Consider the following 16,430-nt stretch of genomic DNA (forward strand, 5'->3'; position numbering starts at 1 on the left):
CCTTAGAATATTTTGAAGTGCTTGAGCACGGCCCCAGCGTACTGACCGACATTCTCGGCGGCCTGGACCAGGACATAGCGCAAGGTCTTGTCGTCAACGCCCTTTTCGAGTTCGATGACATATTTGGCTTCCCCCGGTGAAGTCATGATGCGCTGCTTCATATCGGAAATGATCGTGCGGACGTACGCTATGGATCCCTGCCGCACCCTGAAGTCCTGATCGATTTCACCATTGCCCTGGCGCCACTCCAGCGTCCCGTGGGGGCTCTTCGCCTCAACGATGACGAGGTCGCCGTTCTTGTCGCGCCAGAGCTGGTCGAACCTCTTCGAACCGTTGGCCGTCTCGGGGAGGTCGGTGAGCTCATGGGCACCTTCGAACTCCTTCTGCAGGAGCATGTGGCGCCGGGCGGCCTCCTCCCCGAGGTCCTCACCGAGCTTGGAGTTGTTGGCGACACCCTCGCCGACCGTCCGGCTGTAGTGCTCATGTGCGTGGGCCAGGTCGTATGCGGTCTCAGGGCCCGGATTCTTCTCGAAGACCTTCTCGGCCGCGGCCAGGTCCATGCCTGCGATGCGTTTGGCCGCGACCTCGTCGAGGTACGCGAGGTCACCGGGGGCGACAGTTTCCCTGCCTCTTTCCAAGGGAGTGAGATGGAATTCGCCCGGATGCGCGTGCGGGATGTCGGAAGTGGCGATCCACGTACCGGGAGGCTTTTCGATCAGCTTCGGCAGGAGTTGGCCGTCGACCAGTTCGTCGGCATTGTTGCGGAATCCAGGTCCCCACTTGTCGTAGTACGCCGCTCTCCAGACCGGGTCCTCGTTGGCCAACCGGACGTGCTCGCGGGTGATGGCCCTGCATTCGTCAGGCGTTCGGTGCTTGACCGGAACCTCACGAGCTGCCTCGTACTCCGCGCGGTGGGCAGCGCGGGTCGCCTCGTCAGGAGCCGCCGAGGCTGCAGGCTCGTGACGGCCGGTGTCCGTGCCACCCGGCCCGTCCGGCTCGTGACCACCCGCGAGTGGGGGCTCGTGGCGGCCTCCACCGTTGGACGGGCCGTCCGTGTGGCCGACGGTCGATGGAGGGTCCGTGCGGCCGACGGTTGACGTGGTGTCCGTGTGACTGCCCGTGGAGGGGGCGGTGCCGTGTCCGTCCCGGGGAGCGTCGAGTTCGCTGGAGGGCCCGTGCCCCGCGTGTCCGCCGGGGGTGGTGTCCGGCCGGGCGCCCGGTGCGTGGTCACTCGCGTGGACCGGGTCGGAGAGGTCGCTGCCCAGGCGGATCGCGTCGTCGCCGCTGCCGCCGACGCGTATCAGCTCCCGCTCCGGGACCCCGGCTGTCGCCGGGGAGTCCGCGTTGGGGGCGTCGGCGCGAGGGACGTCCGCGTCGGCGTCCGGCTTGCCCGGCGGGGCGTCCTTCGCGTGCTGGGTGATATCGCCCGCCGCGTCGTAGATGTTGCCCTCGGGGTCCATGAACTGTGCCGGGCCGTCCACCGGCAGCTTCACCGTGCCCGACGGAAGGGCAGTGGTGCCCTCGGGGAGCCTGAAGGTGCCGTCGGGGAGCCTGGTCGCCCCGTCCGGGACCGCCGATCCCGACGGAACGTGGATCGTCCCGTCGGGAAGGTGGACGGCACTTTCAGGGAGAGCGATCGCGCCGTCCACGGCGATGCTGGGGGCCTCGAACGTGCCCAGGCCCTTCAGTCCGGCCATGACGTCGCTGATCTTCGACAGTCCCGCGCCCGCGCCCTTGAAGACGTAGGTCATGGGGTCGACCGCGCGGGCGGTCCTGCTGGTGAGGGAGAGGGCCTTGGCGGCCAGGCCCGCTTTGCCCGCGCCTGCCGCGGCGCTGCCGGAGCCGCCGGTGAAGACGGTGGTCAGGACGTTGAAGGTGACCGCTCCGGCGGCGCGGGAGGGGTTGCTGCCCCACTGGTCCCACGCGATCAGTGCCTTGCCGGTCTCCCTCACCGCGGTCTGCGAGTCGCGTATCCAGGCGGAGTGGTCGCCGGGCAGGGCATGCAGGGCGAGCATCGCGGCGGGCGAGAGCCCGGTGGCCAGTTTCGCCAGGCCGGTCCATGCCTCTCCGGCGGCGTCCCCGCCCTCGAACCCGGCCAGGGTGCCCAGCCCCTTGAGGGTGCCCCAGACCCCGTCGACGAGGAACCCCTTGCCGAAGTCGTAGGCGTGCTCCCACACCTGCCACCAGGGCGTCGACTCCTCGACCGCCTCCCCCCACGGCAGGCTCTCCGCCTGCTTGAGGGCCTCGGCGTCATAGCCGTAGGTGCCCTTCCTGCCGGAACCGTCATCGGTCTTCAGCGCCTTGCCGCCGACCAGGGCGACGATCTTGGCGTGACAGGCCCGTTCCACCTCCTGGAAGGCGGCCCAGACCTCGGCTATCTCGCCACGGCGCCGGTTGTTCTCCTCGACCAGATCACCGTCCTCACGCCACTTGTCATCACCCTCGGCCCGCATCCGGAAGGCGACCGCGTCCCGCTTCAGCTCCTTGAGCCTCTCCACCAGCGGGAACGCATCGTCCGAGTACGTACTCAACGCACCGGCGATGACACACAGCTCCGCACTCAGCGACAGCCCCGTCGCCGCCACCGGAGCGGTCGTCGCGAACAACCGCTCCGCCTCGGGCGCCTTGTAGAAGGCGCTCAGCCCGCCGAAGCTGCTGTGCACATCACCGGCAGCCGCCGCGATCGCCGCCCCATGACCCGACAGCGCCGTCACCTTCGTATCGAGCAGCGCCAGATCACCGGTGAACACCGGAATCCCCGACGGGTCGACCGGCTCGGTACCACTCACCGGTGCCCCTGCATACCCCTGAGGACATCCAGACGCACGGCCTTCGCCGCGTTCTGCGCATTCCTGGCCGTCTCCAGATCACCGGCACGCGCACCGGTCGCCCTCAACTGCCCTTGCACACCCTGCGGTCCGATCTCCCACGCCACCATGAAAGGCCCCCCTCGTGCTGGTTGCCCCGACGCCGGAACCTCCAGCGGTGTGAACAACCGTTCGCACGCTCTTCCCTATCAACTCGGACATCGCTGATGCAATCAGCAAATCAACAACCGGCCAACTACGTCCGACATCAGGCGCCTTCCCGGGGCTTACCTCACTCTCGCCCGCACACGCAGTACGGTCGGCCTCACGGACCTGGCGAGCAGTTCGCAGTCGCCATGCACTCGCCCATCGGTTGAACGCTGCGGCTACTCTGTCCGTAAGTCCTCTAGCCCGCAGGCGAGTTGAACCCGGGACGCACGGTCCACTCGATCCAGGCATCGCGATGGCTCAGCGATAAACCGCAGGGTTCGCCGCGATGGAGCGCGCCGATGGCTCCGACGCATCCGCCGCCGTCGACCCAGCTCAGCGCCCGGTGCCGCTCCATGGGTGGCAGCTCAGCGGCCAGCGCGCGCACGTTCAGCCGGATGAAGCGGATGGCCTCGGCGGGGTCGAGAGCCACGTGCCGGGACACCTCGGCGATCTCGTCCGCCTCCATCGTGCGGTAGGTGACCCGCTCGCACCAGAACACGCGCGTCACGGAGGGTTCGGGTTGTTGCTCGCGCACGGAATTCCTCCTGGCGCCGCATCGGAACCGCCCCGCACCCGCGGCCGGCGTGACGAGCTGCTGGCGCGGGGCGGTCCTTCGGAACTCCGTTCAACCGGCGCAGGTCTGAACGGAGTTGCGCATCCGGGCACGGCCCACCGAAGACGGCCCGACCGGAGGCGCAACCCGAAGCTAGCGTTTTATGCGAGCCCGTATCAAGCGTTTACCATCTAACGAGTGAGATGAATATGCGCCACAGATGAGGTGCAACAGCAGCGGGCGGCCCCCACCTGCGCCGGTGGGAGCCGCCCGAAGCCGGAGCGCGACGGCTCAGGCCAGGTCGTCGAACTCGCCTTCCTTCGCACCGCCGAGGAAGGCACGAAGCTTGGCTCGGCTCGTACGAATGATCACGTCCGGATTGTCGCTCTCGCGCATCAGGATCTCGCCACCGCACTCGGCGAGTTCCAGGCAGTTGTCACCGTCGGCATCGGCCGACTTGGACGACTTTCGCCACTGAATTTCCATGATTCTCACGCCTTCACACTTGCTCTGCGACTTCCTTGATGAAGTCTCTCGAACTCTGCGGATCGAGCGATCGCCCTTCCGTCCGGTCGAGCACCGCCCGGAAGACCCGGAGCCGCGCCTCGGCATCGACGAACCCGGAACCCAGCAGGGCATCCGTCTGCACGGTGTCGAGCTGCGGAACCGGACCGTAGACATAGTGGGTCGAACTACCTGCGTTCGGAAAGCCACCTGCCGCGAACGGAATCACTCGTACGGTGACATTGTCGCGTTCCGACTCCTTCAGAAGGTGCTCAAGCTGCCCGCGGGCGACTTTGCGTCCGCCGAACTGCATCCGCAGAGCTGCTTCGTGAACCAGGAATGTGCACGCAGGCGGATCCGACCGGTCGAGAACATCCCTGCGCCTCAAGCGATGCGACATCCTGCGCCGGAGACTTGCCGGGGTCGGCGCGGGCAGCGATTCCGAGTAGACGGCACGCACGTAGTCCTCGGTCTGGAGCAGACCAGGCATATGCATGATCTGAACCGACCGGAAGCCCGCCGCGTGGTGCTCCAGTTCCGCCAGATCGAGCGCACTCCCGGAGAGCTCGCCGCGGTAGTCCTCCCACCACCCCTTTATCCGCTCCTCGGCCATGTCTGCGAGTGCGTCGACATAGGCCGCATCGGAGCACTCGTAGTGCCCGGCCCATGTGCGCACCCGCGCGCCACTCACTCCGAACCGTCCCGATTCGGTGTTGCTGATCGTGGTGCGGTCCGTACCCAGCAGGGCTGCGGCCTCGGTCGGCGTCAGGCCGGCGTGCTCGCGCATCTTGCGCAGCTCCGCACCCAGTCGGCATTGACGCGCGGTAGGGGGCTTCCTCGGTGGCATCAACCTCTCCTCTTGTCGAAACCCAGTCTGGCCGCATCCCTCGAAGGGGTCCACTTCTCGCAAGAATTATGGGTTTCTCCACAACACTTGATACGCCCACGCTACCGTTCTCACACACTGCGCCGCACGTAGACAGACCGAAGTGCAGCCGTACACAGGCATGTTGGCCAACGCCCGCGTACGGCCATCGCCACGGGCGACGCGCGCCGCACCCGTTCGCACCGCACCGCACCGCGTTGGGAGAACGACATGACCCACGTCCACGCCACTGCAAACTCCGCGCCACCGGGCCCGCAGGGCGGCGAGATCTACCGGCTCGCCCTGCCGAACACGGCCGGCGCCGCGAAGCTCTCGCGTGACTTCATCGCGTCGCTGCTGACCGTCAGCAGACACTGCGGGCTGGTCGACGACGCGCGGCTGTGCGTCACCGAGCTGGTCACCAACGCCCACCGGCACACACGGACATCCCTGATCCGAGTCCGCGTGACCGTCCGGCGCAAGCTGGTCACCGTCTCCGTCGCGGACGACGACCACTGGGCCCTGCCCGAGCCACCGGCCTTCCGCGGCCTGCGCGGCGAACAGGAGGGCGGGCGTGGGCTGTTGCTCGTGGAGCGGCTGGCGTTCGCCTGGGGGATGACCGTGCTGGGCGGCCACTTGCCGTACCGGAAGGCGGTCTGGTTCACGCTCGCCCGGACCGGGTCGGCGCCCTGAACCGGACGCGGACACGCAGAAGGGCGGTGGGCCCGCCGGCCCACCGCCCCGCTCACCCGCGTACGGGAGTCACCGCACGTACGGAGTCACCGCACGTACGGAGTTGCTACTGGATGACCGTGATCCGGTCGGCCGCCGGCGGGGCCAGCGGTGCGGCGGCCGAGGAGTGGGCCGCCAGGTAGGCGTTGAAGACGTCCAGGTCGGACGGGCCGACCAGCTTGTTCGTGCCCTCGCCGAGGGCCGCGAAGCCGTCGCCGCCGCCCGCGAGGAACTCGTTCATCGCCACGCGGTAGGACTTGGCCGGGTCGATCGCCTCGCCGTTGAGCTTGATCGTGTCGGTGACCACGCGGGCCGCGCCCGTCTTCGTCATGTCCAGGGTGTAGGTGAGGCCCTTGGAGATCTGGAGGATCTTGGGGCTGGCCTCGTTGGAGCCGCTCACCTGCTGCTGGAGTGCCGCCACCAACTGGGCGCCGGTCAGGTCGACGACGTTCATCATGTTGGTGAAGGGCTGCACGGTGAAGGACTCGCCGTACGTCACCACCCCGTCGCCCTCGCTGCCGGACGCCTTGTGGACCAGGTCCGCGCGGATGCCGCCCGGGTTCATGAAGGCGACGACCGCCCCGCCCTTGTCCGCCGGGGCCAGGCCCTCCAGCTGGGCGTCGGCGATCAGGTCGCCCAGCGGCTTCTCGGGGGCCGTGGAGCCGCGGCCGTTGATGTCGGCGGTGATGTAGCCCTGCGGCCGGTTCGAGATGGGGGCCGCGAGGGCGTTCCAGCGGGCGATCAGGGCCGTCATGTCGTTGGCCTTGGGCTGGTCCCGGCTGACGATGTGGTTCGCCGACTTCGGGTTCTTGGCCCCGGCCGACTTCACCGACGTACGGACGATGTCCTTGGTGCGGCGGTCGTACGTGAGCGTCGTGTCGGTGTAGAGCTTGCCGAAGGAGGACGCCGAGGTGACCATGCGCGGGTTGCCCGCCGGGTCCGGGATCGTGCACACGTACGCCTGGTGGGTGTGGCCCGTGACCAGCGCGTCGACCTTGGGCGTGATGCCCTTGGCGATGTCGGTGATCGGCCCGGAGATGCCGTCACCGGTGCCGGAGCTGTCGCAGTCGTAGTTGTACGAGGTGGAGGCGGGCTGCCCGCCCTCGTGGATCAGCGCGACGATGGACTTGACGCCCTGCCGGTCCAGCTCCTTGGCGTACTTGTTGATCGTCTCGATCTCGTCGTGGAACTTCAGGCCCTTGACGCCGTTGGCCGTGACGATGTTCGGCGTGCCCTCCAGGGTCACCCCGATGAAGCCGATCTTGACGCCGTTCTTCTTCCACACCGTGTACGGCTTGAGGATCGGCTTGCCGGTCTTCTCGTTCGTCACGTTGGCGGCGAGGTAGGGGAAGTCGGCACCCTTGAACTTCTTGTTCTTCTCGTAGCACCCCTCGACCGGGTGGCAGCCGCCGTTCTGGAGGCGGGCCAGCTCGGTGGCGCCCTCGTCGAACTCGTGGTTGCCGACGCTCGTCACATCGAGGTCGATCTTGTTGAGCGCCTCGATGGTCGGCTCGTCGTGGAAGAGACCCGACAGCAGCGGGCTGGCGCCCACCATGTCGCCGCCGGCCGCGGTGATCGAGTACGGGTGCCCCTTGCGCGCGGTGCGCAGCGAGGAGGCGAGGTACTCGACGCCACCGGCCGGGATGGCCTTGACCGTGCCGTCGGCCTGCGTCTCGTTGACCGTGCCCGCCGAGCCGGCCGGCGGCTCCAGGTTCCCGTGCAGGTCGTTGAAGGACAGCAGCTGTACGTCGACGGTACGGGCGGGCTTGTGGTGCCCGTGGCCATGCCCGTGTCCGTGCCCATGGCCACGCTCCTGGGCGCCGGCCGGCATGGCGGCGACGAGCGCGCCCACGGTGGCGAGCCCGGCCGCGGCGGCGAGCACCCGCCGGGGCACACGGTTCTTCTGCGGTGTCGCTGACATCGGTCCCCTTGTGAGTTCAGCGGGAGGTTCGTAAGTGATGACGAGTCTGGAGACTTCGTGCGCAGCCTAGGGTCAACGCGCGTAGCGCGACAGGTTTCCCGGGTTACGAACTGGTTGCCATGCGGGGGGTATGACCGCAAACAGTCGGATGTCACTCGTATGGCTCACATATGCGGGCAGAAACGTCCCAGCACGCACGTACGACGCAAGCCTGTACGCCATGGACAACGAACCGATTAGCAAGGCCGTCGTACCAGGCCAGCGAACATCCGAACTGCCGCCGGGCTTCCACGAGATGATCGACGACCTGAAGCCGATCGTGCGCGGCGCGCATGTGCGGGCCCAGCTGAAGGTCAACACCGAGATGCTCCAGATGTACTGGGAGATCGGGCGGACGATCCTGGCGCGACAGCGGGAGGAGAAGTGGGGCGCCAAGGTCGTGGGGCGCATCGCGACGGAGCTGCGCACCGAGTTCCCGGGCCAGCGGGGATTCTCGCGCAGCAGTCTGCATTACATGGTGAAGATGGCCCGGATCTGGCCGGAGCCAATTGTCCAGCAGGCTGCTGGACAATTGCCCTGGGCCCACCTCCAGGTCCTCATGGACAAGTGCAAGACCCAGCCCGTGCTGGACTTCTACATTCAGCACGCAGTCCGCAACGGCTGGTCCCGGGACGATCTGACCTCGGCGGTCCACCACGCCCTGCACCTCTCCCACGCCGCCGCGATCAACAACTTCGACGCCGTCATCCCCGAGCGGTCCGAGGCCGCGAAGGAGATCATCAAGGACCCGTACCGGCTCGACTTCACCGAGCTGGGCGGCCGGCACACGGAGCGGGACCTGGAGGACGCCCTCGTGGCCCACCTCATCGGGTTCCTCACCGAGCTGGGTGTGGGCTTCGCCTTCGTGGGGCGGCAGTACCCCGTGGTCGTGGGCGACAGCGAATACCGCATGGACCTGCTCTTCTACCACTGCAAGCTGCACTGCTACGTCGTACTGGAACTGAAGACCCGCAAGGCCCACCCCGAGCACTTCGGGCAGCTCGGGTTCTATGTGTCGGTGGTCGACGATCTGGTGCGGGACAAGGAGTGCGACGGGCCCACCATCGGCATTCTCATCGCCGAGAGCCGCGACCGGTCGATGGTCGAGTACGCGTTGCGCGGCTACAACCAGCCGCTGGCCGTCAGCACCTACGCCGGTCTGCCCGACCGGGTGCGCGAGCTGCTGCCCAGCGCCGAGGATCTCTCCCGGATCGCCGATGGTGTGCTGCACACACCGCAGACCACGGACCGAGAACCGACGCCCGGCACACCGCGGGCCGAGAACCCAAGCCCTGCGGCACCCCCCGGCGCCCACCCCGCCCCCGTACGCTCGTAGGCATGACGACTGACGCACCCCTCCCCGCACCCGGACGCGAGATCCGGACGCTCGACGTGCTCTCCCCCGAGCAGGCGGAAGCCGTATCCGAACTGCTCGCCGAGGCCGCCCGGTCGGACGGGCGGCAGGCCGTGTCCGAGCAGGGACGGCTTCAGCTGCGGGGCGGCCGGCGCGAGGGGGTGCGGCATCTGCTGCTGAGCAGCGGGCCGGTCCTGGTCGGGTACGCCCAGCTGGAGGACACCGACCCCGTCGAGGCCCCGGCCGCCGAACTGGTCGTCCACCCCGCCTACCGCGGGCAGGGGCACGGGCGGGCGCTCGGCGCGGCGCTGCTCGCCACGACCGGGAAGCGGCTGCGGGTGTGGGCGCACGGCGGGAAGTCCGCGGCGCGCCATCTCGCGCAGGTCCTCGGGCTCTCGCTCTTCCGGGAACTGCGCCAGCTGCGCCGCCCGTTGACCCCGCCGGACATCGCGGAGCCGGTGCTTCCGCCCGGCGTCACCGTCCGTACCTTCGTGCCCGGCGAGGACGACGCCGCCTGGCTCGCGGTCAACCGCGCCGCCTTCGCCCACCACCCGGAGCAGGGTTCGCTGACCCAGCGCGACCTGGACGACCGCAAGGCGGAGCCGTGGTTCGACCCGAAGGGGTTCTTCCTGGCCGAGCGCGACGGCGAGCTGATCGGCTTCCACTGGACGAAGGTGCACGCCGAGGAGCAGCTCGGTGAGGTGTACGTGGTCGGCATCCGGCCCGACGCGCAGGGCGGCGGGCTCGGCAAGGCGCTGACCGCGATCGGGCTGCGCCATCTGGCCGCCGAGGCGCTGCCGACCGCGATGCTCTACGTGGACGCGGACAACAAGGCGGCCCTGGCGGTGTACGAGCGGATGGGCTTCGTGACGCACGAGGTGGACCTGATGTACCGCACGGAGTCCTGAGCTCGGACGGACCGGCACCGGATCAACTCCCCCGGGGGCGGCGTCGCTTGACGCCGCCCCTTCCTTACGGGACCCTTTCACTACTCAACTAGTGAAAGGGTGAAAATGGCAGAGTCCGCAGCGGTCGAGTACCGCATCGACCGGCGCAGCGGCGTCGCCACGTACCTCCAGATCGTCCAGCAGACCAAGCAGGCGCTCCGCCTCGGCCTGCTGGTGCCCGGTGACCGGCTGCCCACCGCGCGGGAGGTCGTCGAGGCCACCGCCATCAACCCGAACACCGTGCTCAAGGCGTACCGGGAGCTGGAACGGGAGGGTCTCGTCGAGGGCCGGCGCGGGCTCGGCACCTTCGTCACCCGGGCACTCGGCGGCGCGGCGGCCGCCGATGACGCGCCGCTGCGCGCCGAGCTCGCCGACTGGACCCGCCGGGCCCGCGCGGCCGGGCTGGAGAAGGACGACGTGAGCGCGCTCTTCACCGCCGTACTGGACAGCACCTTCGAGGGGGATCGAGCCGGATGACAGGCGTTGCGATCGAGGCCACCGGCCTCGGTGTGAAGTACCGGAACAGGGAAGGTGGCTGGGCGCTGCGCGACTGCTCCTTCCGGCTGCCCGCCGGGCGGGTCTGCGCCCTCGTCGGTCCCAACGGCGCGGGCAAGTCCACCCTGCTGGCCCTCGCGGCCGGGCTGCTGCGGCCTTCGGCGGGATCGGTGCGCGTGCTGGGCGGGACGCCCGCCGAAGCACGTGCCCGGCTGGCCTTCGTGGCCCAGGACAAGCCGCTGTACCCGCAGTTGACGGTCGACGCGACGCTCTGGGCGGGCGCCGAGCTGAATCCCGCCACCTGGGACCAGGACACCGCCGAACGCATCGCGGGGGATCTCCCGCGCGGCGCCCGGGTCCGTGACCTCTCCGGCGGCCAGCGCACCCGGCTCGCCCTGGCCCTCGCGCTGGGCAAGCGGCCCGAACTGCTCCTGCTGGACGAGCCGATGGCCGACCTCGACCCCCTCGCCCGCCAGGAGCTGATGGGCGCCCTGATGGCGGAGACGGCCGAGCACGCCACCACCCTCGTGATGTCCTCGCACCTCCTCACCGAGCTGGAGGGCGTCTGCGACTACCTGCTGCTCGTCGACGGCGGCCGCGTCCGGCTCGGCGGCGAGACGGACGACCTGCTCGCCGCACACGCCCTGCTCACCGGCCCGGTACGGGACACCGCACCGCACACCGCCGTCGAGTCCCGCACCACGGGACGGATGCAGACCACCCTGGTACGGACAGAGGGCCCAGTGGACAGGGGCATCTGGGATTCCGCCGAGCCGTCGCTGGAGGAACTGCTGCTCGCGCATCTGCGGTCGCCGCAGGCCCCGGCGCTGCTGACGCCGAGCGCGACGGCCGCCGAGGAGGGCAAGGAGGTGGCGGCGGTATGAGCGCGATCGCCCTGCGCGGGCCGGAGCGGGTCGTCATACGCCAGCACCGCCGCGCCCTGTGGAGCGCCGGAGCCCTCGCGCTCGTAGGTGTCGCCGTCGTCGTCGCCGCGTGGCTGTGGGCGTCGTCCGCCTCCGACACGTTCGCGGGCAGCGGCTGCTCGGTCGAGAACACGGTCCGGGGATGCGGCGACACCGTCCGCGCCTTCCTCGACACCGAGCTGCGGTTCAGCCGGGCCGTCGATTACGCCGGCCTGGCGATGATGATCCTGCCCGCCTGCGTCGGCGTGTTCGTCGCCGGGCCGCTGATCGGCCGGGAGCTGGAGAGCGGTACGTACAGGACCGCCTGGTCCCAGTCGGTCTCGCCCGCACGCTGGCTCGCCGCCAGGCTCGCCGTACCCGCCGTGCTCACCCTGGCCGGGGTCTCCGTGCTGTCCGCCTTCTCCGCCTGGGCCTGGTCGCGGGCGAACGGCACGTACTACCCGAGGGGCGCCTGGTACGAGCGCGAGGTCTACGGCGCGATGGGCACGGCCCCCGTGGGCTACGCCCTGTGCATGCTGGCCTTCGGAGCGCTCGCAGGACTGCTGCTGCGGCGCACGGTCGCGGCGATGGTCGTGACGGTCCTCGCGTACGTCCCGTTGGTGATGGTCCTGAACCGGGTGCGCGAGGGCCTCTGGCCGACCCTCCGCGCCACCGCCGGCGACCGGCCCGGGGGCCATGCGTGGCTGGTCGACTCGGGCATGCTCACTGCCTCCGGCAAGGCGATCCACCTGGAGGACTGCTCCGGGGGCGCGGCGGACACCGCTGCCTGCATGCGCGACCGGGGCGGCGTCACCGCTTTCGCCGACTACCACCCCGCCTCCCATTTCTGGCCCCTCCAGCTCGTAGAGACCGGCATCCTGCTCGCCCTGGCCGCCCTCGCCGTCGCGCTCGCCTTCCGGGTGCTGCGCCGTCTGCACGGCTGACGCCGCCGCGTTCCGGGCCCTCCCGGGGGCCCGGAATCGGTTCGTATGACCAATCCGCGCACGGCACACCGCTTCCTGCACGTCATGTCGCCGTTACCAGCCATTCAGAAGCGCTTGCGACCCTCTGACAATGCAGCCAGCTGTGCCGACCCCCCGCAACGGGAGAAATCCCGGCGGAGAGCGCACGAACGACGTCAACCGCGCGTTCCCCGCGATCTCCGCACCCTCCGACGCGCCCCCGGAGCCGTCCGCGCGGAAGAATAGGGCCATGAGCCAGCAGCCCAGCTCCGAGGTCCCGGTCCAGTCCGCCGCGCAGCCATCGGTCGGCTCGCTCGCCGCCCACCGGCCGCACGCCGTCGCCGCCTCCAACGGCGCCGCGCTGTCGACCGCGGCCGACCTGGATCCCGACATCGACGCCGACGTGGACGCGTACGAGCCCGGCACCGACGGCGACGAACTGCCCCAGGGACGCTTCCTGGACCGTGAACGCAGTTGGCTCGCGTTCAACGAAAGAGTGCTGGAACTGGCCGAGGACCCGGCCACACCGCTCCTCGAACGGGCTAATTTCCTCGCGATCTTCGCCTCGAACCTGGACGAGTTCTTCATGGTCCGGGTGGCCGGGCTCAAGCGCCGCATCGCCACCGGGGTCGCCACCCGGTCCGCCTCCGGTCTCCAGCCCCGCGAGGTCCTGGACCTGATCTGGACCCGCTCGCGCGAACTCATGGCCCGGCACGCCGCCTGCTACCAGCAGGACGTCGCCCCGGCCCTGTCCGACGAGGGCATCCAGCTGATCCGCTGGCCCGAGCTGACCGAGAAGGAACAGGCCCGGCTGTTCACCTTCTTCCGGCAGCGCGTCTTCCCCGTGCTGACCCCCCTCGCCGTCGACCCCGCGCACCCCTTTCCGTACATCTCGGGGCTCTCGCTCAACCTCGCCGTCGTCGTGCGCAACCCGGTCAGCGGCCACCGCCACTTCGCCCGGGTCAAGGTGCCGCCGCTGCTGACCCGCTTCCTGGAGGCGTCACCGCAGCGGTACGTGCCCATAGAGGACGTCATCGCCGCCCATCTCGAAGAGCTCTTCCCGGGCATGGAGGTCCTCGCCCACCACATGTTCCGGGTCACCAGGAACGAGGACCTGGAGGTCGAGGAGGACGACGCCGAGAACCTCCTCAAGGCCCTGGAGAAGGAGCTGATGCGGCGCCGCTTCGGCCCGCCGGTCCGCCTGGAGGTCGAGGAGTCCATCGACCCGTACGTGCTCGACCTGCTGGTGCGCGAGCTGAAGGTGTCCGACGCGGAGGTCTACCCGCTGCCCGGACCGCTCGATCTCACCGGGCTCTTCGGCATAGCCTCGCTGGACCGGCCCGAGCTGAAGTTCCCCAAGTTCATCGCCGGCACCCACCGCGACCTCGCCGAGGTCGAATCCGCCTCCGCGCCCGACGTCTTCGCCGCGCTGCGCGAACGCGACGTGCTCCTGCACCACCCGTACGACTCGTTCTCCACCTCCGTACAGGCCTTCCTGGAGCAGGCCGCGAGCGACCCGGACGTCCTCGCCATCAAGCAGACCCTGTACCGGACCTCGGGCGACTCGCCGATCGTGGACGCCCTCATCGACGCCGCCGAGTCCGGCAAGCAGGTCCTGGTGCTCGTGGAGATCAAGGCCCGCTTCGACGAGCAGGCCAACATCAAATGGGCACGGAAGCTGGAGGAGGCGGGCTGCCACGTCGTCTACGGCCTCGTCGGCCTCAAGACCCACTGCAAGCTGTCGCTGGTCGTCCGGCAGGAGGGCGACACCCTGCGCCGCTACTCCCACGTCGGCACCGGCAACTACCACCCCAAGACGGCCCGGCTCTACGAGGACCTCGGCCTGCTGACCGCGGACCCGCAGGTCGGCGCGGACCTCTCGGACCTCTTCAACCGGCTCTCCGGCTACTCCCGCCGCGAGACCTACCGCCGGCTCCTGGTCGCCCCGAAGTCCCTGCGGGACGGGCTGATCGCCCGGATCAGCAAGGAGATCACCCACCACCGGGCCGGCCGGACCGCGTACGTCCGCATCAAGGTCAACTCGATGGTCGACGAGGCGATCATCGACGCCTGCTACCGGGCCGCGACCGCCGGGGTGCCGGTGGACATCTGGGTCCGCGGCATCTGCGCGATCCGCCCCGGGGTCCCCGGGCTCTCCGAGAACATCCGGGTCCGCTCGATACTGGGCCGCTTCCTCGAACACTCCCGGGTCTTCGCCTTCGGCAACGGCGGCGAACCCGAGGTGTGGTTCGGCAGCGCCGACATGATGCACCGCAACCTCGACCGCCGGATCGAAGCACTGGTCCGGGTCACCGACCCCGCCCACCGCGCCGCGCTCAGCCGTCTCCTGGAGACCGGCATGGCCGACACCACCTCCTCCTGGCACCTGGGTCCCGACGGGAACTGGACCCGGCACGCCACGGACGCGGACGGCCAGCCGCTGCGGCACGTACAGGAAATGCTCATTGACGCCCGGAGGCGCCGGCGTGCGACGCCATGACCAGCAGACGACGCAGGCGGACCTTACGGCGGGCGCGGTCCTCGCGCCCTACCTCCAGGAACAGGCCGCCGAATTCCTCCGCAGCCTTCGCCTGCACCGCGAGAACAGCGCCCCCACGGACGCCGGGAGCCACGGGGCGGAGGAGGCGGCCGCCGCGCTGCGCCGCTCCTCGCGCCGGATCGGCGGCACGCTGCACACCTTCCGGGCGGCGCTGGACGCCGCCTGGGCCGAGCAGCTCCGTACCGAACTGGCCTGGCTCTCGGGCACCCTGGCCCGGGAACACGCCTACGCGACCCGGCTGAACCGGCTCCTCGAAGCGCTGCACACCCTGTCCGGCACCTCGCTGCCCGCCGCCCGCGACGGGTCCGGCTCCGGCGCCGCCTCCGCCGACAAGGAACGCGCCGCCCTCGGCGTCGGCGCCGCCCGCGCCGGGGCCCTCCTCGAACGGCAGCTCACCCTCGCCCGGACCCGCGCCCACTCCGCGGCGCTCCAGGCGCTCGGCTCCTCCCGCTTCCACGCGGTGGCCGACGCCGTCGCGCTGCTCGCCTCGGAAGTACCGCTCGCCGCCTCGGCCGCGGCCCCGGCCGAGGAGATGCTGCACGGGCCCGCCGACCGGGCCGAACAGCAACTGCTCGGCGCGGTGGCGGCGCTCCCGTCCGGCCGGGCGGCCGAGCCGTACAACGAGGCGCAGGACGCGCCCTGGCACCGCACCCGGCTGCTGCTGCGGCTGCACCGGTACGCCCACGAGGTGGTGCGCGGCGGCCCCGATCCGGTCCTGAGCGCGCCGGGCCGGGCGCTCGATCTGCACCGGGACGCCTCGGAGGCGGCCGCGGCGGCCGCGTCGGCGGCCCGTACGCCCCGCATCGCACCCGCGACCGCGTACGCCCTGGGGGTGCTCCACGCCGACCAGCGCCATGAGGTGGAGGCGGCGCGCGGCGTGTTCCGGGCCTGCTGGCCGTACACCAGCGCGGCCGTGACCGCGCCATGAGCGGGTCCGTGGACGACGGGCGCGCCGGGACCGGGCCGGTGCTCGCCGCGGGGTGCGTGCTGTGGCGCCGGTCGCCGTCCGGGGGGCTGGAGTTCTGCCTGGTCCACCGGCCCCGGTACGACGACTGGTCGCACCCCAAGGGCAAGCTCAAGCGCGGCGAGCAGGCGCTGGACGCCGCCCTGCGCGAGGTCCTGGAGGAGACCGGCCGGCACTGCGCCCCGGGCGCCCCGCTCCCCGTGGTCCGCTATCGCGCGAACGGCCGCCCCAAGGAGGTCTCCTACTGGGCGGCCGAGGCGACCGGCGGCTCCTTCGTGCCCAACGCCGAGGTCGACCGGGTGAGCTGGCTCGCCCCGGCGGCGGCCCGTGCCCGTCTCACCCAGGACCGCGACCGGGACCTCCTGGACGCCGTACTCGCGATCCTGCCGGACGCCCCGCCGCGACCGGCCACACAGCGGGATGCCTGACCCGACCGGTACGGGGCAGCCGACCGGGGACGGGACGGACCGCCCGGCCGGACGGGGACGGGGTGGGGCACCCGGCCGGACGGGGACGGGGTGGGACACCCGACCGGGGACGGGACGGGACACGCGGCCGGGAACGGAACGAACAGGATGGAACGCCCGGCCGGGAACGGAACAGGGCGGAACGCCC

General features: G+C 70.3%; 14 protein-coding genes. 9 read left to right on the forward strand and 5 right to left on the reverse strand.

Annotated elements, in window-relative coordinates; translation table 11 throughout:
* Positions 1 to 2: 2 nt before the first annotated feature.
* From ACFVFH_RS25315 to ACFVFH_RS25330, 4 genes are all read right to left on the reverse strand, one after another.
* Complete coding sequence (locus ACFVFH_RS25315) at positions 3 to 2,789, reverse strand: hypothetical protein (protein WP_383772597.1); 2,787 nt, start codon at positions 2,787 to 2,789, stop codon at positions 3 to 5.
* Between the two features lie 424 nt (positions 2,790 to 3,213).
* Positions 3,214 to 3,552, reverse strand: coding sequence for a hypothetical protein (locus ACFVFH_RS25320; RefSeq protein WP_383772599.1), 339 nt, complete (start codon positions 3,550 to 3,552; stop codon positions 3,214 to 3,216).
* Positions 3,553 to 3,861: 309 nt separating this feature from the next.
* Positions 3,862 to 4,056 (reverse strand): DUF397 domain-containing protein, encoded by a 195-nt coding sequence (locus ACFVFH_RS25325; protein ID WP_189545603.1) that lies wholly within the window; start codon positions 4,054 to 4,056, stop codon positions 3,862 to 3,864.
* 13 nt (positions 4,057 to 4,069) lie between these two features.
* Entirely contained in the window at positions 4,070 to 4,921 is an 852-nt protein-coding gene (locus tag ACFVFH_RS25330) for a helix-turn-helix domain-containing protein (RefSeq protein ID WP_383772602.1), read from the reverse strand.
* A gap of 249 nt (positions 4,922 to 5,170) precedes the next feature.
* Between ACFVFH_RS25330 and ACFVFH_RS25335 the strand changes: the two genes are divergently transcribed.
* Entirely contained in the window at positions 5,171 to 5,632 is a 462-nt protein-coding gene (locus tag ACFVFH_RS25335) for an ATP-binding protein (protein ID WP_383772604.1), read from the forward strand.
* Between the two features lie 106 nt (positions 5,633 to 5,738).
* Here the strand turns inward: ACFVFH_RS25335 and ACFVFH_RS25340 are convergent, their stop codons facing one another.
* On the reverse strand, positions 5,739 to 7,592 hold the full coding sequence (locus ACFVFH_RS25340; RefSeq protein ID WP_383772606.1) for a bifunctional metallophosphatase/5'-nucleotidase: 1,854 nt from the start codon (positions 7,590 to 7,592) through the stop codon (positions 5,739 to 5,741).
* Positions 7,593 to 7,812: 220 nt separating this feature from the next.
* Here ACFVFH_RS25340 and ACFVFH_RS25345 point away from each other — a divergent pair, with 220 nt between their 5' ends.
* The 8 genes from ACFVFH_RS25345 (at position 7,813) to ACFVFH_RS25380 (ending at position 16,243) form a co-directional block, all read left to right on the forward strand.
* Positions 7,813 to 8,967 carry a YhcG family protein gene (locus ACFVFH_RS25345; RefSeq protein WP_383772608.1) on the forward strand — a complete coding sequence of 385 codons (1,155 nt, stop codon included), beginning with the start codon at positions 7,813 to 7,815 and terminating at the stop codon, positions 8,965 to 8,967.
* Between the two features lie 2 nt (positions 8,968 to 8,969).
* Positions 8,970 to 9,893 carry a mycothiol synthase gene (mshD, locus tag ACFVFH_RS25350; protein ID WP_329923055.1) on the forward strand — a complete coding sequence of 308 codons (924 nt, stop codon included), beginning with the start codon at positions 8,970 to 8,972 and terminating at the stop codon, positions 9,891 to 9,893.
* Between the two features lie 105 nt (positions 9,894 to 9,998).
* The gene (locus ACFVFH_RS25355; RefSeq protein WP_383772611.1) at positions 9,999 to 10,409 is read left to right on the forward strand and encodes a GntR family transcriptional regulator; all 411 of its coding nucleotides are present in this window, start codon (positions 9,999 to 10,001) and stop codon (positions 10,407 to 10,409) included.
* The gene (locus ACFVFH_RS25360; RefSeq protein WP_383772613.1) at positions 10,406 to 11,311 is read left to right on the forward strand and encodes an ABC transporter ATP-binding protein; all 906 of its coding nucleotides are present in this window, start codon (positions 10,406 to 10,408) and stop codon (positions 11,309 to 11,311) included. Before ACFVFH_RS25355 ends, ACFVFH_RS25360 begins: the two co-directional genes overlap by 4 nt.
* The gene (locus ACFVFH_RS25365) at positions 11,308 to 12,273 is read left to right on the forward strand and encodes an ABC transporter permease (RefSeq protein WP_383772614.1); all 966 of its coding nucleotides are present in this window, start codon (positions 11,308 to 11,310) and stop codon (positions 12,271 to 12,273) included. Before ACFVFH_RS25360 ends, ACFVFH_RS25365 begins: the two co-directional genes overlap by 4 nt.
* 268 nt (positions 12,274 to 12,541) lie before the next feature.
* Positions 12,542 to 14,791, forward strand: coding sequence for an RNA degradosome polyphosphate kinase (locus tag ACFVFH_RS25370; protein ID WP_383772616.1), 2,250 nt, complete (start codon positions 12,542 to 12,544; stop codon positions 14,789 to 14,791).
* Positions 14,778 to 15,779 (forward strand): CHAD domain-containing protein, encoded by a 1,002-nt coding sequence (locus ACFVFH_RS25375; RefSeq protein ID WP_383772618.1) that lies wholly within the window; start codon positions 14,778 to 14,780, stop codon positions 15,777 to 15,779. The genes ACFVFH_RS25370 and ACFVFH_RS25375 overlap by 14 nt, the downstream gene beginning before the upstream one ends.
* A complete protein-coding gene (locus ACFVFH_RS25380; protein WP_383772620.1) occupies positions 15,776 to 16,243 on the forward strand; it encodes an NUDIX hydrolase in 468 nt (155 codons plus the stop codon). The genes ACFVFH_RS25375 and ACFVFH_RS25380 overlap by 4 nt, the downstream gene beginning before the upstream one ends.
* Positions 16,244 to 16,430: the final 187 nt, after the last annotated feature.

Origin of the sequence: Streptomyces sp. NPDC057697 (assembly GCF_042799335.1) — a bacterium.
Classification (GTDB): Bacteria; Actinomycetota; Actinomycetes; order Streptomycetales; family Streptomycetaceae; genus Streptomyces.